The organism is Paenibacillus sp. CR_12, assembly GCF_041953985.1.
GTDB lineage: Bacteria > Bacillota > Bacilli > Paenibacillales > Paenibacillaceae > Paenibacillus_AQ > Paenibacillus_AQ lautus_A.
Genome location: NZ_JAVFHO010000003.1, coordinates 36,987 through 61,292 on the forward strand (window position 1 = coordinate 36,987; position 24,306 = coordinate 61,292).

The 24,306-nt window shown below is 51.6% G+C and carries 19 protein-coding genes and 1 tRNA gene; 3 read left to right on the top strand and 17 right to left on the bottom strand.

Annotated features, from left to right (window positions below):
• Positions 1-34 precede the first annotated feature (34 nt).
• The 15 genes from cobA to RB297_RS12585 form a co-directional block, all read right to left on the bottom strand.
• Complete coding sequence (gene cobA, locus RB297_RS12515; RefSeq protein ID WP_375120610.1) at positions 35-1,594, bottom strand: uroporphyrinogen-III C-methyltransferase; 1,560 nt, start codon at positions 1,592-1,594, stop codon at positions 35-37.
• Between the two features lie 4 nt (positions 1,595-1,598).
• Entirely contained in the window at positions 1,599-2,555 is a 957-nt protein-coding gene (gene hemC, locus RB297_RS12520) for a hydroxymethylbilane synthase (protein ID WP_145038565.1), read from the bottom strand.
• 3 nt (positions 2,556-2,558) lie between these two features.
• Positions 2,559-3,215, bottom strand: a complete 657-nt coding sequence (locus tag RB297_RS12525; protein ID WP_096775395.1) for a precorrin-2 dehydrogenase/sirohydrochlorin ferrochelatase family protein — start codon at positions 3,213-3,215, stop codon at positions 2,559-2,561.
• 6 nt (positions 3,216-3,221) lie between these two features.
• Positions 3,222-4,052, bottom strand: a complete 831-nt coding sequence (gene ccsA, locus RB297_RS12530) for a cytochrome c biogenesis protein CcsA (protein WP_009594011.1) — start codon at positions 4,050-4,052, stop codon at positions 3,222-3,224.
• Positions 4,053-4,070: 18 nt separating this feature from the next.
• Positions 4,071-5,477 (bottom strand): glutamyl-tRNA reductase, encoded by a 1,407-nt coding sequence (gene hemA, locus RB297_RS12535; protein WP_009594030.1) that lies wholly within the window; start codon positions 5,475-5,477, stop codon positions 4,071-4,073.
• 341 nt (positions 5,478-5,818) lie between these two features.
• Complete coding sequence (speD, locus tag RB297_RS12540) at positions 5,819-6,217, bottom strand: adenosylmethionine decarboxylase (protein WP_006208786.1); 399 nt, start codon at positions 6,215-6,217, stop codon at positions 5,819-5,821.
• Between the two features lie 355 nt (positions 6,218-6,572).
• On the bottom strand, positions 6,573-7,163 hold the full coding sequence (locus RB297_RS12545) for a hypothetical protein (RefSeq protein WP_015734002.1): 591 nt from the start codon (positions 7,161-7,163) through the stop codon (positions 6,573-6,575).
• A gap of 213 nt (positions 7,164-7,376) precedes the next feature.
• Positions 7,377-8,021 carry a ribosome biogenesis GTP-binding protein YihA/YsxC gene (gene yihA / locus RB297_RS12550; protein ID WP_375120611.1) on the bottom strand — a complete coding sequence of 215 codons (645 nt, stop codon included), beginning with the start codon at positions 8,019-8,021 and terminating at the stop codon, positions 7,377-7,379.
• A 17-nt stretch (positions 8,022-8,038) separates the two neighbouring features.
• The gene (gene lon / locus RB297_RS12555) at positions 8,039-10,375 is read right to left on the bottom strand and encodes an endopeptidase La (protein ID WP_090910454.1); all 2,337 of its coding nucleotides are present in this window, start codon (positions 10,373-10,375) and stop codon (positions 8,039-8,041) included.
• Between the two features lie 84 nt (positions 10,376-10,459).
• The gene (lonB, locus tag RB297_RS12560; protein ID WP_375120912.1) at positions 10,460-12,169 is read right to left on the bottom strand and encodes an ATP-dependent protease LonB; all 1,710 of its coding nucleotides are present in this window, start codon (positions 12,167-12,169) and stop codon (positions 10,460-10,462) included.
• Positions 12,170-12,861: 692 nt separating this feature from the next.
• The gene (gene ispG / locus RB297_RS12565) at positions 12,862-13,971 is read right to left on the bottom strand and encodes a flavodoxin-dependent (E)-4-hydroxy-3-methylbut-2-enyl-diphosphate synthase (RefSeq protein WP_009590416.1); all 1,110 of its coding nucleotides are present in this window, start codon (positions 13,969-13,971) and stop codon (positions 12,862-12,864) included.
• 114 nt (positions 13,972-14,085) lie between these two features.
• Positions 14,086-15,351: an ATP-dependent protease ATP-binding subunit ClpX gene (gene clpX / locus RB297_RS12570; RefSeq protein ID WP_009590414.1), complete on the bottom strand. Its 1,266-nt coding sequence runs from the start codon at positions 15,349-15,351 to the stop codon at positions 14,086-14,088.
• A 14-nt stretch (positions 15,352-15,365) separates the two neighbouring features.
• Positions 15,366-15,956: an ATP-dependent Clp endopeptidase proteolytic subunit ClpP gene (gene clpP / locus RB297_RS12575; RefSeq protein WP_009590407.1), complete on the bottom strand. Its 591-nt coding sequence runs from the start codon at positions 15,954-15,956 to the stop codon at positions 15,366-15,368.
• Between the two features lie 274 nt (positions 15,957-16,230).
• On the bottom strand, positions 16,231-17,553 hold the full coding sequence (tig, locus tag RB297_RS12580) for a trigger factor (RefSeq protein WP_096775390.1): 1,323 nt from the start codon (positions 17,551-17,553) through the stop codon (positions 16,231-16,233).
• 145 nt (positions 17,554-17,698) lie between these two features.
• Entirely contained in the window at positions 17,699-18,541 is an 843-nt protein-coding gene (locus RB297_RS12585) for a hypothetical protein (protein ID WP_375120612.1), read from the bottom strand.
• A 361-nt stretch (positions 18,542-18,902) separates the two neighbouring features.
• On the opposite strand from RB297_RS12585, the gene RB297_RS12590 reads away from it, so the two are divergent.
• Positions 18,903-18,976 (top strand) — tRNA-Arg (locus RB297_RS12590).
• A gap of 460 nt (positions 18,977-19,436) precedes the next feature.
• On the opposite strand, the gene RB297_RS12595 is transcribed toward RB297_RS12590, so the two are convergent.
• Both RB297_RS12595 and RB297_RS12600 read right to left on the bottom strand, forming a co-directional pair.
• Positions 19,437-22,238, bottom strand: coding sequence for a DEAD/DEAH box helicase family protein (locus RB297_RS12595; protein ID WP_375120613.1), 2,802 nt, complete (start codon positions 22,236-22,238; stop codon positions 19,437-19,439).
• 146 nt (positions 22,239-22,384) lie between these two features.
• Complete coding sequence (locus RB297_RS12600; protein WP_375120614.1) at positions 22,385-22,828, bottom strand: GNAT family N-acetyltransferase; 444 nt, start codon at positions 22,826-22,828, stop codon at positions 22,385-22,387.
• 132 nt (positions 22,829-22,960) lie between these two features.
• Here RB297_RS12600 and RB297_RS12605 point away from each other — a divergent pair, with 132 nt between their 5' ends.
• Together RB297_RS12605 and RB297_RS12610 are read left to right on the top strand one after the other, a co-directional pair.
• Positions 22,961-23,389 carry an EamA family transporter gene (locus tag RB297_RS12605; protein WP_015733993.1) on the top strand — a complete coding sequence of 143 codons (429 nt, stop codon included), beginning with the start codon at positions 22,961-22,963 and terminating at the stop codon, positions 23,387-23,389.
• A gap of 144 nt (positions 23,390-23,533) precedes the next feature.
• Entirely contained in the window at positions 23,534-24,298 is a 765-nt protein-coding gene (locus tag RB297_RS12610) for a class I SAM-dependent methyltransferase (protein WP_375120615.1), read from the top strand.
• The last annotated feature ends 8 nt before the right edge of the window (positions 24,299-24,306 follow it).

Here is a 24,306-nt window from a genome sequence, read left to right on the forward strand (position 1 = left end):
GTAATTTAAATCATGTATTTAAAAGATAAGGATATTATGGCGTCGTTATACGGCGTGGATCGCTCTCGTTCCAAACACACAAGGCCTTGACCAGACTGTCGACCGTCGCTTCCTCGGCGAGGAGCGATACGTGCAGTCCGGCTTCCTCCGCGGTTTGTGCGGTCAGCGGTCCGATGCAAGCAATCGTCGATTCCTTCAGCAGATCGGCAGGCTCTGCCACGCACATCCCCTTCAGCACTTTCAGCAGATTGGTAACCGTAGAAGAACTGGTGAACGTGACCGCATGAATGCCGCCGTCTTGAAGCAGCTTCAGCAGCTCATCATCGTCCTCGCCGCACAGCATGTTTTCGTATATCACGGCTTCCGTCACATGCAGTCCCATTTCCATAAGCTTCTCCGGCAGCCATCGGCGCGCGAGATCACCGCGAGGCAGCAGCACGCGCTGGCCCGGCTGAAGCTCCGGACCGTAAGCATCGATAAGGCCCTCCGCCTGGTAACGCTCCTTGATCACTTCGGCGGTTATACCGAAATTCCCAAGAGCATCGGCTGTTGCGGGACCTACCGCAACGATGCGCGCCGAGGCCAAGGAGCGAATATCGCGTCCATGCTCCTTCAGGTGGCGGAAGAAAAACTCGACGCCGTTTACGCTGGTGAAGAACACCCAATCATACGTACCCAGCTTGTCCAGCGCTTCTTGAATCCCGGCAAGCACCTCGCCCTTCGAGGGCATCACCGTTTCAATGACGGGAAACTCATAAGGCTCCCCGCCAAGCTCCTCGATTTGGGATACCAATGAACTGGCTTGGCTCCTTGCCCTCGTGACCAGAATCCTTTTGCCGAACAGGGGCAGCCGTTCCGCCCACTTCAAGTGCTCCCGCTGAAGCACCACCTCGCCAACGACGATGACGGCAGGCGGCTGAAAATCCGCTGCCTTGACCTTGTCCTCGATGTCTGCCAGCGTTCCCGTCAGCGTATCCTGCTCCGCCCGGGTTCCCCATCTTATTAGAGCCACCGGCGTTTCCGGAGGTCTTCCATGCTTCATCAGCTGACGGCTGATATAACCGATCTTCGCCACGCCCATCATAAAAATCAAAGTCCCCGTCGCATGGGTCACCTTATCCCATTGAATCATGCGGTCCAGCTTCTCGGGGCTTTCATGTCCTGTAATGATGGATAAGGATGAGGCATGATCGCGATGCGTCACCGGAATTCCTGCATAAGCCGGCACGCTGATCGCCGAGGTGATCCCCGGGACGATCTCGTACATGATGCCATGACGATATAACAGCTCCGCTTCTTCGCCGACTCTTCCGAAGATCGTGGGATCGCCGCCCTTTAAACGGACCACCGTCTTGCCTTCCAAAGCATAATCCACCAGCAGTTGATTGATCTGTTCCTGTTTCATCGTATGCCGATCCGGAAGCTTGCCCACGTAGACCTTCTCTGCTCCGGGTTTCATCCAGCGCAGCAGCCGAGGACTGGCTAATCGGTCATACACCACGACATCCGCTTTTTCAATGCATTCTTTGCCTTTGATCGTAATCAGGCGCGCATCGCCCGGACCTGCTCCCACGAGATAAACCTTGCCTGCCATCCCCTCAACCCCTAACTTGTGCCAGTATCTTCTCCGCTCCTTTAGCTTTCAGCTTTGCAGCCACTTCCACTCCGAGCGCTTCAGGGTCGGTTCCTTCGGCGCTTTCCTTCAAGACGATTTCGCCGTCAGGAGAACCTACCATTCCTGTTAATTGTATAACGTTTTGTTCGCCGCGGGAATCTCCTGCCTCCACATTCTTCATGACGGCGTAAGCCCCGATCGGGACCTGGCATCCGCCGTTCAGCTCGCTTAGAAACTTGCGTTCCGCGGCGACGGTCCGCGCGGTTACTTCATCGTTATAAAGAGAGAGCAGATGCAGCAGCTCTTCATCGTTTTCACGGCACTCAATGCCGAGAGCGCCTTGGCCTACGGCAGGCAGACTGACTTCAACCGGCAGGTACGACGTGATCCGATCCTCCCAGCCCATGCGCTGCAGGCCCGCAGTTGCCAGAATGATGGCCTGAAACTCGCCTTCCTCCATTTTGCGAATCCGGGAATCGATGTTTCCCCTGATCCAATCGATCTGCAGATCAGGCCGATAGGCCTTGAGCTGGCTGGACCGGCGCAGACTGCTTGTCCCTACCTTGGCACCTTGAGGAAGGTCATCCAGCGTTGTCCCTTCTTTGGAGATCAGGCAGTCGCGAGGATCTTTTCTTGCGGGCACCGCCCCGGAAACCAGTCCTTCAGGCAGAACGGAAGGCATGTCCTTCATGCTGTGAACCGCCATGTCAATTTCGCCGTCCAACATGGCCTGCTCGATTTCTTTGACAAACAATCCTTTGCCGCCTACTTTGGAAAGGGTAACATCCAGTATGCGGTCGCCCTTGGTGACGATTTTCTTGACCGCGAAGTCGTATTCCAATCCGTGCTCCTTGGCCAAACGCTTCAAATCATCGATAACCTGTCCTGTCTGTGTCAGTGCCAGAGCACTTTGTCTACTGCCAACTACGATTGTGCGCATCCTTCATTCCTCCTGATTCTTCTCAATCCACTGCTTGATTTCGTCCGGACTCCACGGCACATAACCTCCGCGGCGAATCTCCCCGAGCATGTCCATGCGGTATGCCTTTTGCAACAGCCGCCTGCGCGCGTCGGCGGATTTCACCTCATCCTTGATCATCGAACGCATGCTATATAAAAAATCCAGATAATCCTCATACTCCGGTCCGAACCGTTCTTCGAGCTCATCGCGTATATCGCGTGCGGCCATCGGCCCTGCTCCCGACGTGGACACGGCCAGCATAAGCCTTCCCCGCCGCAGCACCGTCGGATTGATAAACGTACCGGCATCGCCATCGCTGGCTACGTTAACCAGCACGCCAAGGCGATCGGCGTCCTCGGCTATCTTCAGGTTCAGCTTGGCGTCATCCGTTGCCGCATGGACCATAAACGCGCCTGCCGGATCGTCTGGCCGGTACTTCCGTTCCGTCCATTGAAGGGCCTTCTCTCCCGCCAAATGCCGGAGCGTCTCGCTTCTTAGTACAGGACTTACAATATGTACGCTTGCCCCGGCGTTCAGCAGGGTGAGCGCTTTGCGTTCCGCCACCTTGCCTCCGCCGACGATCAAGCATAAACGTCCCCTGCAATTCAGCAGGACGGGCACATAATGGTCATGCGTCATCAGCCGTCACACTCCTGACCAACTGTGGAAAGCGGACCACGTATTCAGAAAAAAGTTCAATATAATGAATCCATACCCGATTAAAGCCCATATGGCGGCCTCCCTGCCGGACCTTCTCCACAGTCGGCGTTTGATGAAATACACCATATACATCGCTAGCGCCGTCAGCGTAGACAATACTTTGATATCCAAAAACAGGGTCCACCGCCCGGCCATGGCCACTGACATTACGGCCAAGACAAGCGACATGACCAGAATAATCGTACCGGCCATCAGCGCTTTATAAGAATACACATCCAGCTTCTCCAGACTCGGCAGCCTGCGGACCGTATCATTCCACTGCTTGTGCTTCAGCTTCCGATGGAGAAACATGTAGATCGCCGCAAACACGGCCCCGACGGTCAAAGCGGCGAAGCTGATGCTCGCCAGGGCAATATGAATCAGCAAGAGACGGTGTTCCGTCTCCCAGCTGTACAATGCATTATCTCCTGCCGTGAACCACAAACGATTGACCAGCATCACGCAAAAACCGACGAGGTTGATGAGCAGGACGGCAAATTCCGAGCGTTTCATATACGCCAGGGCAATCGAAGTGATCGAAATGCAGAAGGCCAGCAGGAACAGGAAATCAAACAGCGTAAATACCGGGAAGTGGAAATGTCCGCCCTCCATGGCCCTGATGCCGATGCCCGCGAATTGCAGCAGCGCGGTAATGACAAGAAGCCCTGTGCCTATCCGCTTCGCCACCGAATTGCGTGAAATGCAATCCGAGATATAAAACAGAAGGCTCAGGGCATAGATACAAATGCCGGTGATATAAATTATGTTTAACAGCATGGGTTATACTCACCCTCCTCAAAGGGTGGCTGGGGCCAGAGACACCTTAAGCGGCTTCTCTTCTGCCTGCTGATCTACAGCATTCTTCGTCCGTTCAGCTTTAACGGGTGCAGTTGCTTTCTTGTTGCGGCCGCGGGCTTCCTGCTCATTCTCATGGATCAAGCTTTCCAGCGCAAAGATTTGTGAAAAATAATCCAATGCCTCGCCGCCCTGCTTGCCGCCCGTCATCTCCTTGATCCGGTTGATCGGATCGTGCATCATCTGGTTGACGATGCTTTTGGTCAAACGACGGATGACTTTCCGTTGGCGTTCGTCCAGCTCCGGCAGCTTGTTGAACAAGCTTTCCATCGTTTCTTCATGAATGGCGTTCGATTTCTCCTGCAAGGCCCGAATCGCCGGTCTGACACCGAGCGTCTTCAGCCATGTGTGGAATGCATCCATCTCCTCTTGAATCATCACTTCGATCTTCGCTGCTTCCACCCGGCGCATTTCCAGATTGGTTTCCACAATGCCTTCCAGATCATCGATATCGTACAGGAATACGTTGGAGAGCTCCCCGACTGCCGGATCGATGTCCCGCGGAACCGCGATATCAATCATGAACAACGGGCGGGACTGGCGTTTCTTCATGCTCTCTTTAACCCGCTCCGCATTCAGAACATATTCATTCGAGCCTGTGGAGCTAATCACAATGTCGACTTCATTCAACAAATTCTTAGCTTCGGCGATGGTGCACGGCGTTCCTTTGAACTTGCGAGCCAGTTCCTCGGCACGGCCAAGCGTGCGGTTGGCCACGATCACTTCGGCCGCGCCGTTGGCATAAAGATGCTTCACGGTAAGCTCGCTCATCTTGCCTGCACCGAGTATCATCACTTTTTTATCGTTAAATGCGCCAAAAATCCGTTTACCCAGTTCCACCGCAGCATAGCTGACCGAAACCGCGCTCTCTCCGATCGAAGTTTCCGAATGCGCCCGCTTGCCGAGCGTAACGGCCTGCTTGAATAACATGTTGAACCAAGTTCCGGTGGCATCATGCTTCTGCGACGTCAAAAAAGCATTGCGCACCTGTCCCAGGATCTGCGTCTCTCCAATGACCATGGAATCCAAACCGCAGGTAACCTTAAACAGATGGGAAATGGCTTGTTCGTCTTCATATATATAGAGGTGCTGCGTAAATTCTTCACGATTAATGCCGAACCACTGTTCCATAAAACTGCGGATAAAGTAGCCGCACATATGAAGGCGGTCTACCACAACATAAATCTCAGTACGGTTGCAGGTAGCGACAATGACGCCCTCCAATACGCTCTTGGTCGAATTAAGCTGCTCTAACGCCTTAGGCATGTCTTCTTCCGAGAATGTAAAGCGTTCTCTGACTTCCACGGGCGCCGTGCGATAGTTCAACCCAACAACGACGATGTGCATTGCATGTTCACCTGCCTATTTCTCCGAGTAGTTTTGCCGTTCACAACGGACTGCCTTGACCCTGTTCATTATATCACAGTATGCTGGGCAGCCTTGTCTATTTTATGAAATGTTTATGAAATCCCCATACTTCTTCATGCCATTCTTGAACAATCCTTCCTCTAGATCGCACCTTACTATTGTGGATATAGAACACCCTAGATATACGTATTATTTTCTACGAAATCTCATTTCAGAGAACGACGGCATGGAATCTTCATGAAACTTTCCCGTCTTCACAAAATAAATAACCATGGAAATATCCATGGTTATCAGAATACGCGTTTTTTTTAAGGGCTGGATTAAACGAGCTCAGCCTGTTTCATCTCAGGCGTTTCCACGGTCATTTCGCCGAGTCCGCGCACGAGTTTCTTAGCATAGCATTTTTCAGGTTTCAAAGCGGATACCAGATAGTCAATAGCCAACTGCGGATCTACTGTCTCCCCGCAGGTATAACAGTCAATCGCAGCAAAACCTCTCTCAGGGTATGTGTGAATCGAGAGATGGCTTTCCGACAGCAACACCAGCACAGTCGCACCTTGTGGTTCAAACTGCTTGGATTGGACGGACAATACCGTTGCTCCACATGCTTCAGCGGCTTCCACCATCTGAGCTTGTAAAAATTCTGCACTGTTCAGTAGTTCAAAATCGACTCCCCAAGTATCAACAGCAACGTGTCTTCCGAAAGTTGAGTATTCCATCTTCCGGTTTCCCCCTTCCTAGGAATAAAATGTTTGAAAATTTCATCCGCTAGGACCTACGTCATTCACTTCCCGAGGGAATAATCTCTCGCAACATTACATGTCCTGAGTGAATCCTGGTTCCTATTTTCTTTTCAACGAGATTAAAAATAACATCTATGACGCTTAAATGCAACACCTTTTTCGAAAATAACCCATAAATATTTTACAGCTCAATATATGTGCATTTGAACCACATGGTGTCTCCGGCCCACGAAATAAATATCACCCGCTCTATGTTACATAAACATGCATGAAACCGAATTTTTAACGATAAATACACATAAAAAAAGCGCCCCTTGCGGGGCAGCCCTCCCTAAGCTTCAAGCACGAACAGGCGCTGATTAAACCGTCGCAGCCTTTCGTCTATCGTCTTCGTAATCAGTTTATCATTCCCTGCTGCAATCCGCTGGTCCAGAAGCACGTTGATATGATGCTGAATGGATTCGATCTCTTTCTCTGCTTCATTGCTGTTAAAGAGACGCTGCAGCTCGCCTGCCGTATTCTTGTACTCATAAATGACAATGCTGTCGTTCCCGGCGACTTGCGTAATTCGATGCACCGTTCCCGCATGGTAGTCGTAGCTCATCGTAAAGCCGCGATAAATCCGATTCACTTTACCTGATCCCTTAAAAGCCGCAAACAGTTTGCGTACGGCATTCGTCAGATGGGGAGTAACCAATCGGCATGACAGCTCACAGACGTACAAGCCATTCTTGCGTTCAAAGGGCAAATGAACTTCTTCCCCGCTTTCATCTTCGAGCACGAACTCCTGCTCTCCGCTATCCATGACTTTTACCCGGTTAGTGACCCGGAAAGCTTGGGTATATTGCAGAAATTGATCCATTTGAATATCCGTCATTTGCATTGTGGCATTAACATATTCTGTGGCTAACCGCTGAGCCATAAAAATCTCCCTCAATTCTTTTAACTTACTACCATTATACAGCAGATCCAAGCGGTCTTTCCTGCCGTTCGAATGAGAATATCCATCATATTTCATAAAAAAACGGAATTAGCCGGAATCAGAGTGATATTTCCCGCAAGATGCTCACTTTCCTGTAAAGAATGCACCGATTCCCTATAGCACCCTTGAAAAAACATCACAAACCCATCCGGATCAGACATGCTCGTTGCTGTCATTCTCCGAATCCGGGTGCGGCTCTTCCTCATGATTCTTCGTTCCCATATGGGACTCCATAATGGCCCATAACTCATCTTTACCCAAACCCAGCTCGGATGAAAACATGACAAAGGAATGATAGGGCTTGAAACCGAGCGTTTCCTTCACGATCTTCACATGCTTCTGGCGGCGCGTTTTCGGAATTTTATCCGCCTTGGTCGCGACTACGCACACCGGCCGGTTGTAATGCTGCAACCATTCATACATGCTGATATCGTCTTTTGAAGGCGGGTGACGCATGTCCACAATCAATAATACAAGCTTCAGTTCTTCCCGGCTGAGCAAATATCTTTCAATCATTTCGCCAAATGCCGCACGCTGGGTCTTGGATACCTTCGCATAACCATAGCCGGGAAAATCGACCAGATACAGGTCGTCGTTCACCCGATAATAGTTGAGCTGCTGTGTCTTCCCCGGCGTGGCGCTTGTACGAGCCAGGTTCTTACGGGATATCATACGGTTAATCAGCGATGACTTGCCCACATTGGAACGCCCTGCCAGAGCAATCTCCGGCAAGGCGTCTTCAGGATATTGGGCAGGTACGACAGCGCTGATGACAAACTCGGCTTTCGTAACTTTCATAATGTAGACTTTCCTCTCTAGTGCACTCCCGCTTGTTCAACGAGCGCATGCTCCAGAACCTGATCCATATGGGATACCGGAACGAACTCCACGTCGTTCTTTACGCTGTCAGGAATATCACGCAGGTCGCGTTCGTTATCCTTAGGGAGCAATATTTTTTTGTACCCGGCACGGTGGGCTGCCAGCGACTTCTCTTTCAAGCCGCCAATCGGCAGTACGCGTCCCCGAAGTGTAATTTCACCCGTCATGGCCACGTCACGGGCTACATGCCGTTTGGTTAAAGATGAGATAAGAGCCGTCGCAATCGTAATGCCGGCTGAAGGGCCATCCTTCGGTATGGCTCCCTCCGGGATATGGATATGGACATCAAGCTTCTCATGGAAATCCGGATCAATGCCCAGCTCTACCGCTTTCGAGCGGGTAAAACTGAAGGCGGCTTGAGCCGATTCCTTCATCACGTCACCAAGCTTGCCCGTCAGCGTCAGCTTGCCGGTACCAGGCACCACGGTTACCTCAATGGTCAGCGTTTCGCCGCCCACTTCCGTCCATGCGAGCCCCGTGACCGTACCCACTTGATCTTCAAGCTCGGCCATGCCATAACGAAACTTCGGAATGCCGAGATAATCCTTGATATCAGCAGCCTTGATCTCGATGGATTCCGATTGCTGGGTCACGATCTGCTTGGCGGCTTTGCGGCACAGCGCCGCCACTTGCTGCTCTAGATTCCGCACGCCGGATTCACGGGTATATTCCCGGATCACCTTCATCAGCGCTTCCTCGTCCAGAATCAGCTGCTCAGGCTCAAGCCCATGCTCGCTCTTCTGCTTGGGCAGCAAGTAACGGTTGGCGATTTGGAGCTTCTCCAGCTCCGTATACCCCGGAATGTTCAGCACTTCCATCCGGTCCAGGAGCGGTCTTGGAATGTTATGAAGCACGTTTGCCGTCGTGACAAACATAACGTTGGACAGGTCAAAAGGAATTTCCACGAAATGATCGCTGAACGTATTGTTCTGCTCTGGATCGAGCACTTCAAGCAGTGCGGAAGACGGGTCCCCGCGGAAATCGGATGCCATCTTGTCGATTTCATCCAGCAGGAACACGGGATTCATCGAGCCCGCTGTTTTCATGCCTTGAATGATCCGTCCCGGCATAGCTCCGACATAAGTGCGCCGGTGACCGCGAATTTCCGCCTCGTCCCTTACCCCGCCTAACGAGACGCGAACGAACTTGCGCTCCAGGGATCGGGCGATGGACCGGGCAAGCGATGTTTTACCGACGCCCGGAGGGCCGACCAGGCACAAAATAGGCCCCTTCATCTTCTTCACCAGCTTCTGGACCGCCAAATATTCCAGCACGCGTTCTTTCGGCTTCTCGAGACCGTAATGATCCTCGTCCAGCACTTGCTCCGCTTTGACGATGTCCAGATCATCCTCGGTTTTGTTCGTCCACGGCAGCGCCAGCAGCCAATCCACATAGTTCCGGATAACGCCGCCTTCCGCAGAGCTCGCCGGCATTTTCTCGAGTCGGTCGATTTCCTTCTCTACCTTCTCCTGGACGCGTTCCGGCAGTTCAAGCTCCTGAAGCTGGCTTCGGAGTTCCTCTACTTCCCCGGCACGGCCTTCCTTGTCGCCAAGCTCTTTCTGGATGGCCTTCATCTGTTCGCGCAAATAGTATTCCTTCTGGGTCTTCTCCATTTGCTTCTTGACCCGCTGGTTGATCTTACGCTCCAGCTCCAGCACTTCGCGCTCGTTATTCAGTATATCTAGAAGTTTCTCGAGCCGTTTGCGAACGTCGATTGTTTCGAGAATTTCTTGCTTATCCTTGATCTTCAGCGACAAATGACTCGTAATGACGTCCGCCAGCCGTCCTGGCTCATCGATATCGGAAACGGCCGCCAGTGTCTCAGGCGTCACTTTCTTCGACAGATTGATATAATTCTCAAACTGAGACAGTACGGTTCGCATTAATGCGGAGACTTCAGGATCATGGTTCTCCTCTTCGGGAAGCTCCCGAGCGATGACCTCGTAGTATTCCTCTTGATCCGTATATTCAATAACTTCCGCCCGTTCCATACCCTCCACTAGCACACGTATGGTACCGTTTGGAAGCTTAAGCATCTGGCGTACATTCGCAACTGTGCCAATCCGAAAAATATCATCCTGCGTCGGTTCTTCAATGTTCACTTCCGATTGAGAACATAGGAGAATCAAATTGTCTTCAACCATCGCCTTTTCTAAAGCCTTTACCGATTTCTCCCGGCCTACGTCCAAGTGAAGCACCATGCTTGGATAAACCAGAAGACCTCTTAAAGGCAGTAAAGGAAAACGACGACCTTTGGATTTACTTGGTCCCATCGCTTTCGCACCTCCAATGGCTCTCAATGTTGACACTATTCCTATTTTATCAAATCTGCGTATAAAAAACCAACTATACGAGGCTTAACATCCTCCGGCATCCGTTATTTTTCCGTTGCGCGGAGGCGTGGCCTGCAGCAATGAAGCGGAAGAGGATGGAAATACCTCGTTTCCGGGAAGCTGTATCACCTCAGGAGCAAACGAACCGCCAAAGATATGACCGAAAACTTCATCCACGGATTCTACCGGAATCACCCGCAAGCCCCCGCTCAAATCCTGGAACAAGGTCTGCCAATTGTCCTTGGGGATGATCACGCGGGTCGCGCCTGCCTGGAATGCCGCCTCCACCTTGGCAATGACTCCGCCAATCGGCTTCACTTTTCCATGGATGCTTATCTCGCCGGTCATCGCTACCTTGTTATCGACTTCAACCCCTTTGATGGCCGACACGATGGCCGTAGCCATCGCAATGCCGGCGGAAGGGCCGTCGATCGGCGTTCCTCCGGGAAAATTGATATGCAGGTCATAGTTTTTGGGCGTAAAGCCCATCGAGCCCAGCACGGTCAGCACATTCTCGATCGAGCCTTTGGCCATGCTCTTGCGGCGCAGCTTGCGCGAGCCTCCGCCAAATTCCTCTTCATCCACTACCCCGGTGATATTGTAGGTACCCCGGCCCTCCTCGACAGGAACCGCAGATACTTCAATTTCTAGCAGAGCCCCCATATTCGGGCCATATACGGCCAATCCGTTAACTACCCCAATCTGCGGCTTCTCCGGTATTTTCCGGTCGGGCCTTGGCTGCAGCTGGCTGCTGCTGGCTACCCATTCCACATCCGCCGCGCGGAGGGCATCCCGCTTCTCGGTCAATGCCAGACCGGCCGCCAATTGAATCATATTGACCGCTTCCCGGCCGTTGGAGCAGTACTGCTTCACGACTTCTACCGCTTCCGGCGGAGCATTCAGGCCAATCTTCTGAATGGCATCCTCCGCAATCTTGCCGATCTCTTCAGGCAGAAGCGGACGGAAAAAAATCTCCATGCAGCGCGAGCGAAGTGCAGGAGCAATCTCTTCCGGCGAACGTGTCGTAGCACCAACCAGGCGGAAGTCCGCCGGAAGCCCATTTTGAAAAATATCGTGAATATAAGCGGGCGTATTGGCATCCTCTGAATTATAATATGCGCTTTCCAGCAGCACCTTGCGGTCCTCCAGCACTTTTAAAAGCTTATTCATCTGGATGGGATGCAATTCCCCAATTTCGTCAATAAACAGGATTCCCCCATGGGCCTTGGTCACCGCGCCCGGCTTCGGCTGAGGGATGCCTGCCACCCCCATGGCACCGGCGCCTTGGTAAATCGGATCATGAACAGAACCGATGAGCGGATCGGCAATTCCACGTTCATCGAAACGGGCCGTCGTTGCGTCGATCTCCGTGAATTTCGCGTCGTATTTAAACGGTGATTGGGGGTTCTTCTTGGCTTCCTCCATCACCACGCGGGCAGCAGCGGTCTTACCGACCCCCGGAGGGCCGTATACGATGACATGCTGAGGATTCGCGCTGCATAGCGCGGCTTTTAAGGCGCGCAAGCCGTCCTTTTGCCCCACAATGTCATCCATAGTTTGCGGCCTTGTTTTCTCGGCGAGCGGTTTCGTTAACGATACCGACCGGAGTTTGCGGAGTTTATCCAGCTCCTTGCGCGATTCCCGGTCCACCGCTGTTTTGCTTGTCTTCTGTCCACGCAATAAATTCCAAAAATAAATGCCGATGATGACTGCAAAAAACAGCTGCACCAGCATAATCACGATACTTAAATTCACAAGTCATTCCTCCTGTACTCCATTATGTCTTCATCCAAACGTTAATACATGGTAGTATTGCCGATTCCTCGGATGGTAAAACGCAGGAGGCGGAACAAATTGTAAAAGAGGGGATGATTGAATCAGGTTGTTTTGACGAAGCCGTAAAAGTATCAAAAAGTGGATGGAGACGCTTAGGTGAGACGCTCCGCGTACGTATCGTTCCTCCGATCGCTGTTGTTTCCGAATTTCATGAATAAGAAGAACCAATGTAAAAACTCGGCAACAGCTTATCCTTCCGATGCGAGTTTTCCTGCGGAAAACTTTTAGCCGACCGCTTCGCTTCTCCGGAATCGATTCGTCCGCTCTGCTGGTGCGGCGCATGGCATCCTTCTTCATCGTGGGGGGTGGGGAGAGGGGAGAGCTGAACTTCATAAAAAGAAGCTCAATAAAAGGCTCAATAAAGAGCTTAATTCCTGTAATACACACTGAGACGGACTCCTGCAATTCTTACCGTGCATCAGAAATAAACGAGCCAGGCTACTTGTTCTGTTTGTCATCAATACAGATCGTTCAAAGAAATTATAAGATATACCTTGTCTCCCCTTACAATACAACAAAACGGCAGTCTCAATTAGCCAGAGACTGCCGTTTCAATATAAGTGGTTGTTACAATAACTTAGTTATCAAGCTCAGACCGTGGATTTGTGCTTGCGCCCCGGGATTTCGCCGGTTTCCTCATACACCTTCACGATATGATCGATTTCTTTCTTAAGTTCTTCCACCATGGTGGCTTCCGGAACTTTGCGGATCATCTCTCCGTAACGGAAGAGCAAACCTTCCCCACGAGCGCCGGCAATACCGATGTCGGCTTCTCTGGCCTCACCGGGACCGTTCACGGCGCAGCCCAAGACGGAAACCTTAATCGGCACTTTAATCTTCGAGATGTACTCCTCCACCTCATTGGCGATGGAGAACAAATCGATATCCAGCCGTCCGCAAGTCGGGCAGGATACCAAGGTTGCCGCATCCGAGATCAGACCGAAGGATTTTAGAAGCTCCCGGCCAACCTTGATCTCTTCGACCGGATCGGCGCTCAAGGAAATACGCATCGTGCTGCCGATGCCTAGGGACAACAGCGCCCCAAGACCGGCCGCGCTCTTCACGGTACCCGAGAAGAGGGTGCCTGCTTCGGTAATCCCCAGATGAAGCGGGTACGGAATCACTTCCGCCGCCTTGGTGTACGCCGCAATGGCCATCGGCACATCAGACGCTTTAAGCGAAACGATGATATCGTGGAAGTCCAGTTCTTCCAAGATGCCGATATGATACAAGGCGCTCTCTACCATGGCTTCCGGTGTCGGATACCCGTATTTTTCAAGAAGGTGATTCTCCAGGGAACCGGCATTCACCCCGATCCGAATCGGAATCCCCTTCTCCTTGCATGCCTTCACGACGGCTTCGACCTTTTCGCGCTTACCGATGTTCCCCGGATTGATCCGGACTTTATCGATACCGTTCTCGATCGCCATCAGGGCGAGCTTATAGTTAAAATGAATATCCGCCACGAGCGGGATATGAATGCGTTTCTTGATTTCTTTGATGGCAGCAGCTGCTTCCTCATTGTTTACCGTTACCCGGACGATCTGGCATCCCGCTTCCTCCAGGCGCAGTATCTCGGCAACGGTTGCCTCCACGTCTGCTGTTTTGGTGGTGCACATGCTTTGAATAATGACTTCGTTCTTTCCCCCAATGGTAAGGTTCCCCACCTTGACGGGCCGTGTGTCTTGTCTCAAAAACATGGTACGATCTCTCCCATATAACGCCAAAGCTCCACTCCAGCAAAGCCCGTTTGGGCATAACTGGAAGTGGAGAATCAGCGTAGATTTATTCCACGTCTAAAACGCTATAACGCATTAGGCGCTTTCTTCTTGTTTCTTGTCGTCTTCGTTAGCTTTGGTTTGAAGCTCAGGGATCACTTTATCCCGAACGACCTGCTCCGTAATGACGCAATCCTTGATGTCATCCCTGGACGGTACCTCATACATCACGTCAAGCATGATGCTTTCGATGATGGAACGCAGTCCGCGTGCACCCGTATTGCGCTTAATGGCTTCGCGGGCAATCGCTTCAAGTGCGCCCGGCTCAAACTTGAGGTTCACGTTATCAAACTCAAGCAGCTTTTGGTACTGTTTGGTCAGCGCGTTTTTAGGCTCGGACAGAATACGGACCAATGTCGCCTCATCGAGCGGCTCGAGCGTGGACACGACCGGCAGACGGCCGACGAATTCCGGAATCAATCCGAATTTCAACAGATCCTCCGGCAGAACCATCGTCAGGTATTCACCTGGCTTAAGATCCTTTTGGCTTTCTCCGGATGCATTGAAGCCGATGACCTTTTTGCCGATCCGGCGTTTGATGTACTGCTCCAAACCGTCAAACGCACCGCCGCAAATGAACAGGATGTTCGTTGTATCGATCTGGATGAATTCCTGATGCGGATGCTTGCGTCCACCTTGCGGCGGCACGGAAGCAACGGTTCCCTCCAGAATTTTCAGGAGAGCCTGCTGAACCCCTTCACCGGAGACGTCACGCGTAATGGACGGATTCTCCGATTTGCGGGCCACTTTGTCGATCTCATCAATATAGATAATGCCGCGTTCTGCTTTTTCCACGTCATAATCCGCAGCTTGAATCAGCTTCAGCAGAATGTTCTCAACATCCTCACCCACGTAACCGGCTTCGGTCAGCGAGGTTGCGTCTGCAATAGCAAACGGCACGTTCAAAATTTTGGCCATCGTTTGCGCAAGCAAGGTTTTACCGGAACCTGTAGGTCCGAGCAGCAAAATATTACTCTTTTGCAATTCGACGTCCTCGATCTTGCTCTGGGTGTTGATGCGCTTGTAGTGATTGTAAACGGCAACCGAAAGGGATTTCTTCGCTTGATCCTGTCCGATTACGTATTGATCCAGGATATCGCGGATTTCACGCGGTTTCGGAATATCCTTCAGATCCACTTCTTCCTCGTGTCCGAGCTCTTCCTCTACGATCTCCGAACACAAGTCGATGCACTCGTCACATATATAAACACCGGGCCCCGCAACCAGCTTGCGGACCTGCTCCTGCGATTTGCCGCAGAAGGAGCACTTCAGCTGCCCTTTGTCATCGTTAAATTTAAACATGCTATTACCACCCCTTAAGATTTGGTCGGTGAAGACAGAACATCATCAATAATACCGTACGCCTTCGCTTCCTCCGCGCTCATGAAAAAGTCGCGGTCTGTATCGCGTTCGATTTTTTCAAGGGGCTGACCCGTGCGCTCCACATAGATTTGATTCAGTTTTTGTCTGGTCTTGATGATCCAATCTGCATGGATTTGGATATCGGATGCCTGACCTTGAATGCCTCCGAGCGGCTGATGAATCATCACCTCACTGTTCTCGAGAGCATATCGTTTGCCTGGCGCTCCTGCAGTAAGCAACAATGATCCCATGCTGGCGGCCATGCCGACGCAAATCGTGGATACATCAGGCTTGATCAACTGCATCGTATCATATATACCCATCCCGGCCGTTACCGAACCGCCAGGGGAATTGATGTACAAAGAGATGTCTTTTTCCGGATCTTCCGCAGCCAGAAACAGAAGCTGGGCAATAACAAGATTGGCAACATCGTCATCGATCGCACTGCTGAGGAATATAATGCGATCCTTCAGTAATCTTGAGTAGATATCGTAAGATCTTTCGCCTCGACTGGTTTGTTCAACAACCATAGGTACAAGACTCATGCGACCAACCTCTTTTCCTTGAAAAATATACTACAGCGTTACAAAAGTTATTCTAACATGTTCAAAGCACGATGTCATTTTTTAACCCTGTTTACATTCTATGAACTTGCCAAGAATTATATCCTGCCAACTTGTCTCATTATGTATGTCGAAATTTATAACCAATTCATGTCACATTTAGTAGTAAATTGGCTATTCTTAGTTAAAAATAAGGCACGCATGAAATGTACGTGCCTTATCTAATGTGAGGGCAGCTTCGGAAGCCGCCTATTTATTATTCTTCAGTTGCTTCTTTTTTCTCAACAGGAGCGCCTTCTACGCTGTTTTCCAGCAAGAAGTCGATCGTTTTGCGAAGAAGCAGTTCTTCACGAAGGCTGTCGAGGGAACCGTTAGCACCGAGGATGCTGCGGATTTCATCAGCGGAACGCTTGTACGTATCAGCCATGTTTTCCAGCTCTTTGTTGATTTCTTCTTCGGATACTTCGAGTTTCTCTTCCTTCGCGATTTGCTCCAGCACGAGGTTGTTGCGAACGCGTTTTTCAGCATCGTCCTTCATTTGGCCTTCCAGATCGGCATTGGTTTGGCCGGAGAAGCTTAGGAACATTTCCAGGTTCATGCCTTGCTGGCGAAGACGGTTGTCGAAATCGCGCATCATGTTTTGAACTTCGGATTGAATCATGGCTTCCGGAATTTCAACTTCAGCGTTTGCTGCTGCTTTTTCAACGGCTTCGTTCTCACGAACGCCTTGGGCTTCTTGCTCTTTGCGAGTCAGCAATTGCTTCTTCAGATCTTCCTTGTACTCATCAAGCGTATCGAACTCACTAACGTCTTTAGCGAATTCATCATCCAGCTCAGGAAGCTGTTTGCGTTTGATTTCGTGCACTTTCACTTTGAAGACGGCTTGTTTGTTAGCCAATTCTTCAGCATGGTAAGTTTCAGGGAAGGTCACTTCCACGTCTTTGAAGTCTCCTGTAGCCATACCGATGACTTGGTCTTCAAAGCCTGGAATGAACGTGTTGCTTCCAAGCTCAAGGGAATAACGCTCAGCTTGTCCACCTTCGAAAGGAACGCCGTCGACGGAACCGTCGAAGTCGATTACAACGATATCACCGGACTGGGAAGCACCTTCGTCGATAACGGTAAGCTCAGCATGACGTTGTTGCAGACGCTCAAGCTCTTCGCTCAGTTCCTCGTCGGAAACTTCTGCAGCTACTGCAGCAACTTCGACGCCCTTGTATTCGCCAAGCTTAACTTCCGGCTTCACGGTTACTCTAGCTTTGAACTTGAAAGTTTCGCCTTTAGCGAACTGCTCGATGTCCACTTCCGGACGATCCACAGGGAAGATATCCGCTTGTTCCACAGCTTCGCTGTATACTTCCGGAAGAAGGATGTCGATTGCATCCTGATACAGGCTCTCTACGCCAAAACGCGCTTCAAAGATCGGCCGAGGCACTTTACCTTTACGGAATCCAGGTACATTTGCTTTTTTAGCTACTTTATTAAAAGCCTTGTCGAGAGCGGATGCAACGCGCTCCGCATCAACCTCAACGTCAAGAACGCCAAGGTTCTTCTCTATTTTTTCCCAAGTTGCTTTCATTTATGCTTTCCCCTCCAAAATAATTCACGTGGTCGACGCAATAATGTATCACGTACCGAATAACCACTATAGTATAAACAACATTAAATCCTTTTTCAAGGGCGAACCCTTATGCCGCGATACCGTAAACGTTTTCCAGCTCTGGCTAATCTTCCACGCCTGCAGCGACGAATTGCTTGAGAGATCGATAGGCTCCCTCATAGCGGAACCGCATGGTGTCCGTGATGCCGTAAAGCGGGCGGATTTCCTCCTCATTGCGAAAACCTTTCAGGCTCTCCGACACGATGTCATGCAGCGCTGCGGCCCATATATCGAGCGTGGTTTCTTCTTCGTCCAGCATGGAATGGTAGTCCTCCGTGCCGTAAATCGCCATGATGAACTGGGACCATAATTCCTGGGCAAAATAAAACAGCGTCGGCTCATGAACCTCGGTCTGATCCGCAACGCGCTCCAAAATCCTCGTAATCGCGTCCGGGAAGCCTCCCGGCTCCAAGGGAACCGTTTCGATCTCGATCTCGACGGCTTCCTGCCCGCGATGAAGGCTTACGTGCCCTTCCATCCCTCTTCTCCGGAGCGTTTGCAGCACCCGGAATTGCAGCAGGGGATGAAGCGGCGTATCATGCAGCCATTCGACCAGAATCGCGTCGATCTCCGGACGGTCCAGATAAGCGAGCTGTTCCAGCGCCAAAATGGTCTGCTCCGTCAGCGGCCCGGTCATGACCGAAGCCAGCAGCTTGTCGGCGTATCCGGCATCCTGGGCAACCTTGTCCCTGACCATCTGCCTCGCCATCTCGGACTCGTCCGGATCATCCTCGTCAGGCTCAGCATCGAAATCGACCGAACGGGGCATGGCCTGTTCCGGAAATGCGGCTTCAAGCCATTCGAGGAGCGAGTTCCACTCTTCATAGTGCCGTTCGTTCTGTCCCCCGCACTTCAGCAGAAAACGCAGCACTTCCATCGCTTCACCGTAGCGTTCGTTCTCGAGCATAACCGTAAGCTGAATCTGGTAATAATCCAGCGTCTTCGGAAACAGGATGATGTTCTTATCCTCTTGTTCTTGGGAGTAAGAGTCCTTGATAAGGACACCTCCTTTCTGGTCCTGTTTTTCGTATTCGTTGATTATAGCATATGTACTGCCAAGTTTAAAAAAGGGCGTAACAGCTTGCGTGCATCATGCCCCTGGCAACATAAAGACGGCAATCCTCAGTTTTTCGTGCGTATATTTTATCAATATAACCCGATATGATACTCGAATAATCTTGCAAATCCGAAAAACTTTATGTCATAAAATAATGATTGAATTTCTCCTGTGCATGTGATAATATATTTTTTGCTTGAAAAATTTCTATGTCCCAGTAGCTCAGTTGGATAGAGCAACGGCCTTCTAAGCCGTCGGTCAGGGGTTCGAATCCCTTCTGGGACGTAAAAAGAAGACACCGTCACATGACGGTGTTTTTTTATGTCCCGTGAGGATGAGAACCCCTAGAAGGGGTTCGTCGAAGCCTACGCTTCGGGAGGATTGCTTCGCAGTCGGCCCGAAGGGCCGTATCCCTTCTGATGCACTATCGACATTATTCTACATATGAACGTCATGGCCGATTCCAATACGACGTACACCCTAACACGACTTTGGCGGACCGTAGGTTCGTTATTTCATCAAAAACGGCCCGATTTATAATTTAGCGGACACCACAGCCGTTATTTAGCTAATTCACAGTCAAATTACCCTCATTTTCACAAATAACGGACTTCTGGTCCGCTACCATACCTGTATGAGGGTTTTTCCCTCAATTAACGGCCCCTGGGTCCGTTAAGGCAGCGCAGCACGGTGCATCACACCCCATCCCATGACTCCCTCACATTCCGCGAACACTCCGGATCCTCTACCTCCAAGCACTAACCCGCTCCGATTTCTTCACGAACATGGAGGACAAAGCCCGCGTTCGCGCGGTCAGGAGCATTTTTCTGCCTTCCGGCGTACGGGTGTAGACCAGCTCGGCCGGACCGATATGCTTGCGCCACAGCCGGGCAAAGCGTTCCGCATGCTCTTTTCGACGTCCGATTTCCTCCGGTACGGCATGGTAATCCCGTCTGGTCGCAAACCAGCCGCGCGATTCGCGGTACAAAAGATAACGCGGGTTCTCGATCGGGTCCAGCACCTGCTGCAGCGAATTCAGGAAAAGCGTCTTCTCCTGGGTGGTTCCGTCTTTTAGCCAACACACGACGGCTTCTCCTTCCTCCTCCGCCCTCAACCGGTGAAGGCTTGGCTCGGTTTCGACCAGCCCCATATCGTATAGCGCCGTATACACGACCAGAGCCACTTCTCGAATGCTCCGCTCCAGCGATTGATGACGCATTACCATTTTGACGGCTTTAAATATCCAAGGACTGGATACGATCAAGGCAATGGCGACCGAGAATAGCAGGCTGAACCAAGCCGGCGCGTCCGATTGAAGCAAAACCGGCGACGTTAAGGTCTCGATGAAGGCGCCCAGCCCCAAACCAACGGCAAAAGCAAGCACGGCCTTTACCGTATGCGAGAAAATCAAAGGCTTAGGAATACGCTCCCGATCCACCGTCAGTTCCTCCGTCATGGAGCTGTGAAGGGCAATCGCCGAATTCCATCGCTCCTTCAAAAGATGCCGCTGCCTCGCCCGCTCCCATGTGTCGCGGTTATAGGCGCTGATGCTTTCTGCGGTTTGGTTTTTCCGAAGATCAAGTCCCATGCGCTCCATGCCCGACTCTATGGTTTGATGCGAGATCGATAGACCGACGAGAGATCGAAATCTGCGCGCAAGCGAGCTCAAATCCTCGCCCCCATCGATTTTGGCGGTATCGACGCATGCCAGATGCCAGATCGCTCCGGTCTTATCCGGGTTCCCGCGTTGGGCTCGAATCGCCCGTCCCCGCATCTGGTTGGACAGCATGAACGAGCCTACATACGATGCCATGATCAAGGAATTGATCCCGGGAGCATCCCATCCCTCGCCCAGGAGAGCCGCCGTACCGATCAGCACCTGAATGCCCCCCTCTGAAAACACCTCCGTTATAATAGCCACGATAGCCGAGCGATTTGCATCGCGAACATCCATCGTTACATAACGGCCGTCATGGGCAAGGTGACGTTCCGACAAGCGGAGGCCCCGTCGATCGGCGCAAGCCCTAGCCAAAGGCATAGCCGTCACCGGGAGCACCACAAAGGAGCCTGTCAATATACCGATGGGCAACTCGCGATCGCCCCGTGAGCCGCTTTTCTCCGCTAGCTGCCTTCGGATCAGCTCAAAAATCGGAACAACGCCGAGCCGATTCAGCGGCTTCTCGTCGTCCGCATCCTTCGGCAGGTCCTCCTTGCGGATATAATCGGTCAAGATCACCATCCGCATGCTCTCCCCCAGCATGGAGCGCTCGAATTCAAGAATGCGGCCGATGCTGTGCAATTTCGAGACGCTCTGGACCAGCATTTTATCAATCGCAGGCGTCGATCTCATATACACCTTCCGCCGTTCAATCATCCCTAACCGGCTGAGCCTCTTCTGCAACGCCTTTAACTCCGGCAGTCCGCGATCAATACGGGCGTCTTTATACAGCATGCCGCCAAGGAGCTCCTCCAGCCACTCCTCCGTAAAGTCGGGCGCTTCCTTCTCTTCCATGCCGAGCAGCTTCACCGCCTCCTTCCAGATCGGCCGATTGGCCGCTCGCAGATAGAGCACCATGCTGGAGTAATACCCCGGGGAGGACAAAATGTCCTCCATGTACGCCTCGGACCGTGTTATCCAGGGGTGATGTACGATCAAATCCGCCAAAAAATCATCTCGGACCAACTCGTCTTTGACCTGTTGTGCCTGCATTCGAAATTCCCGCAGTTTAGCGGCCTCTTCATGAGTTGGCCTTGTCAGGCTGATATAATCCTGATGGGGACACAACTCCCCATGGCGAACCAGCTCGGGCACGCTGATCTCCTCGTCGATAGGGCCGCAAAGCTCGATATACCGCTGCCATTCCCTCGGATTGACATCGTATGGCGGAGTGGCCGTAAGCGCAATCTTGGTCGGCTCGTCCAGCATCTCGCACAGCTGCATGGCGCTTTGCCACCAAGACATTCGAAGATGATGCGCCTCGTCAAAAATGAGCGTATGATATCCCTGCTGCTTCAACAGATCCAGAGCTTCTTGAGCCTCGGTGCCATCCGTGATATCGTCCTCGCGGTCAGCGTCCCTCCCGGCCGGTTCAGCCTCAGCGTCTTCCATGCCCGTATCCGAAAACTCCTGATTCTCATCACCGGTTTGGTCCGCTTGCACCATCCCCGCGATGACCTTCTTCTTCGCAGAAGTCGGCTGCCCTGCTGCACTAATCAGGCTGTGTAGGGCTTGGTAGGTCGTAATCGTTACCAATGCCGGTCGCTTGAGCGAGGTCGAGACCCACTCCGGCTGGACATCTTCGTCAAGAAACAGCTCCACCAGACGGCTTGCCCATTGCTGTTTAATGGTGATGGTGGGAGCCAATATAATCGTCGGCCGATTAATCCGAAGCATGACCTCCAATCCAAGAACGGTCTTCCCCGAACCGGGCGGCGCCACCAGATGCAATTGGCGATTCTTCAGATGATGGTCAAGCCCGTGGAGCACGCGCTTCTGGTAGGAGCGCCAAGGATAGCGGAACGACAGGTTGCTCGGAAAAAACTTCATTGACTCCTCCAGTTTAGCTGCACTCCCTTTTTCATTGGATAGGTTAAAATATATTGTCTATCGATGTTCTTTCACCAAAGATAGGCTGCGTTTCGAAAATACTATACTCGCGATTATCGTGGACTCAGCTGTGCCGACCCATGACATTACCGCAGCTGCATATGAATAAGCGGAAACGGCTTTCCGGAACCGTCGAGCTCCGAACGGCCGATCTGCACGAATCCGTATTTTTTATAAAAAGCGTGGGCCTTGGGGTTCTGTTCATTCACATCCACTTGAAGTCCGGGCCCCTTCAGCCGTTCGGCATGCCGGATCAATTTCGTTCCCGCCCCTTGGCCGTGGTGCAGGGGATCCACAAACAGCATCTCGATTTTGGAGCCGTCCAGTCCGATAAACCCAATCGCTTCCTGTTCCGTATTCAAGCACATCCAGATCTCCACGGACCTCAGTGCCCCGCTTTGCATCATGCCATAATAGAACCGGATATCTTCCTCCGTCAAAAAATCGTGCGTTTGGGATACGGCACGAAGCCATAATTCCACCAGCTGATCATGGTAAGCTTCCGTATAAGCCGCGATATGATGTGTCATTTTTCATCCAGCCCTTTCCAAGTCGTTCAATCCTTTAAACATTCATGAGATCCTTCAAATTGCTCTATACTATTATAAAGGAATCCGGTACATTAATCAGAGACTTTATCTTGTCAAAAAGGAGAGGTACGCATGCCATTATGGCTTGTATACGCATTGCTGTCGGCAGTCACGGCGGCACTTGTGGCCATTTTCGGAAAAATAGGCCTGCAGAACATCGATGCCAATTCGGCAACGGCCATTCGCTCCGTCATTATGGCCCTGTTTCTGCTGGGGGTCGTAGCGGTTCAGGGGAAATTCTCGGAGCTCGGAGAAATTCTGGTTCAGAAAAAGGCACTCAGCTTTATTGTGCTCAGCGGCATCGCGGGCGCGTTGTCCTGGCTGTTTTATTTTCTGGCGTTAAAATACGGCAAAGTATCGCAGGTAGGCCCTATCGATAAATTGAGCGTGGTTATTGCCGTGATCCTGGCCTTTGTGTTTCTGGGTGAGAAGATCTCCTGGATTAACGCAGCCGGCGTTGCACTCATTGCCGTTGGCGCGCTTCTTGTTGCCGTTAAATAGTCCTCTGCATAAAACCGCTGACAAAGCGGCTTTTTGCTCCTCCTCTTATTAGTTAAACCTATCAGTGTTATCGAATTTATATATTTCTAATTATAAGCCGATCATGTCACAATGAGGATAAATCATGCGTGGAGGGGTGTTGTTATGTCAGAGCAAGTATGGAAACCTTACGATTACGATCGACAGCTATCGTTTGTATCTGCTTATGGAAAAGGAGCTGCAGAGCTGCTGGCGCCTCAACCCGGAGAACGGATTCTCGATCTGGGCTGCGGAACCGGCGACTTGACTCATGAAATATCCAAATCGGGCGCACATGTAACCGGCATGGATTATTCCAGCGAGATGATTGAGCGGGCCAAAAGCAAATATCCTGGACTTCCGTTTCTGACCGGGGATGGCGAGAACTTCGAAACCGAAACGCCATACGATGCCGTCTTCTCAAACGCGGCCTTGCACTGGATGAGGGATGCTGAAGGCGTGGTACGCTCCGTACATGGAGCCCTTAAGCCCGGCGGCCGATTCGTTGCCGAGTTCGGAGGCAAAGGGAATATTGACGGCATCTACCAAGCCTTGAAAACCGTGTTCGCCGATCATTATCGAATCGATGCGGACGCCCGGAATCCGTGGTATTTTCCTAGTCTTGGGCAGTATGCCAGCCTGCTTGAAGCCCAAGGGTTCCGCGTGCATCTCGCCCATCATTTCGACCGTCCCACGCGATTATCCGAAGGCAAGGACGGCATAAAGCATTGGCTGCTGCATTTTGGCGATTGCTTTTTTGCCGGATTCTCGGCTGAATCGAAGGACGAAGCGATCGCTCGCATCAGCCTAGCTGCTCAATCGACGCTATGGCAAGAGGATGCTTTCTACGCGGATTACCGGCGCCTGCGAGTATTTGCAGAAAAGATTTAGCCATTGGG

Bases quoted from the DNA above. Each gene is read 5' to 3' on its own strand.
- cobA (WP_375120610.1), bottom strand. From the start codon at position 1,594: ATGGCAGGCAAGGTTTATCTCGTGGGAGCAGGTCCGGGCGATGCGCGC.
- hemC (WP_145038565.1), bottom strand. From the start codon at position 2,555: ATGCGCACAATCGTAGTTGGCAGTAGACAAAGTGCTCTGGCACTGACA.
- RB297_RS12525 (WP_096775395.1), bottom strand. From the start codon at position 3,215: ATGACGCATGACCATTATGTGCCCGTCCTGCTGAATTGCAGGGGACGT.
- ccsA (WP_009594011.1), bottom strand. From the start codon at position 4,052: ATGCTGTTAAACATAATTTATATCACCGGCATTTGTATCTATGCCCTG.
- hemA (WP_009594030.1), bottom strand. From the start codon at position 5,477: ATGCACATCGTCGTTGTTGGGTTGAACTATCGCACGGCGCCCGTGGAA.
- speD (WP_006208786.1), bottom strand. From the start codon at position 6,217: ATGGAATACTCAACTTTCGGAAGACACGTTGCTGTTGATACTTGGGGA.
- RB297_RS12545 (WP_015734002.1), bottom strand. From the start codon at position 7,163: ATGGCTCAGCGGTTAGCCACAGAATATGTTAATGCCACAATGCAAATG.
- yihA (WP_375120611.1), bottom strand. From the start codon at position 8,021: ATGAAAGTTACGAAAGCCGAGTTTGTCATCAGCGCTGTCGTACCTGCC.
- lon (WP_090910454.1), bottom strand. From the start codon at position 10,375: ATGGGACCAAGTAAATCCAAAGGTCGTCGTTTTCCTTTACTGCCTTTA.
- lonB (WP_375120912.1), bottom strand. From the start codon at position 12,169: ATGCTGGTGCAGCTGTTTTTTGCAGTCATCATCGGCATTTATTTTTGG.
- ispG (WP_009590416.1), bottom strand. From the start codon at position 13,971: ATGTTTTTGAGACAAGACACACGGCCCGTCAAGGTGGGGAACCTTACC.
- clpX (WP_009590414.1), bottom strand. From the start codon at position 15,351: ATGTTTAAATTTAACGATGACAAAGGGCAGCTGAAGTGCTCCTTCTGC.
- clpP (WP_009590407.1), bottom strand. From the start codon at position 15,956: ATGAGTCTTGTACCTATGGTTGTTGAACAAACCAGTCGAGGCGAAAGA.
- tig (WP_096775390.1), bottom strand. From the start codon at position 17,553: ATGAAAGCAACTTGGGAAAAAATAGAGAAGAACCTTGGCGTTCTTGAC.
- RB297_RS12585 (WP_375120612.1), bottom strand. From the start codon at position 18,541: ATGCTCGAGAACGAACGCTACGGTGAAGCGATGGAAGTGCTGCGTTTT.
- RB297_RS12595 (WP_375120613.1), bottom strand. From the start codon at position 22,238: ATGAAGTTTTTTCCGAGCAACCTGTCGTTCCGCTATCCTTGGCGCTCC.
- RB297_RS12600 (WP_375120614.1), bottom strand. From the start codon at position 22,828: ATGACACATCATATCGCGGCTTATACGGAAGCTTACCATGATCAGCTG.
- RB297_RS12605 (WP_015733993.1), top strand. From the start codon at position 22,961: ATGCCATTATGGCTTGTATACGCATTGCTGTCGGCAGTCACGGCGGCA.
- RB297_RS12610 (WP_375120615.1), top strand. From the start codon at position 23,534: ATGTCAGAGCAAGTATGGAAACCTTACGATTACGATCGACAGCTATCG.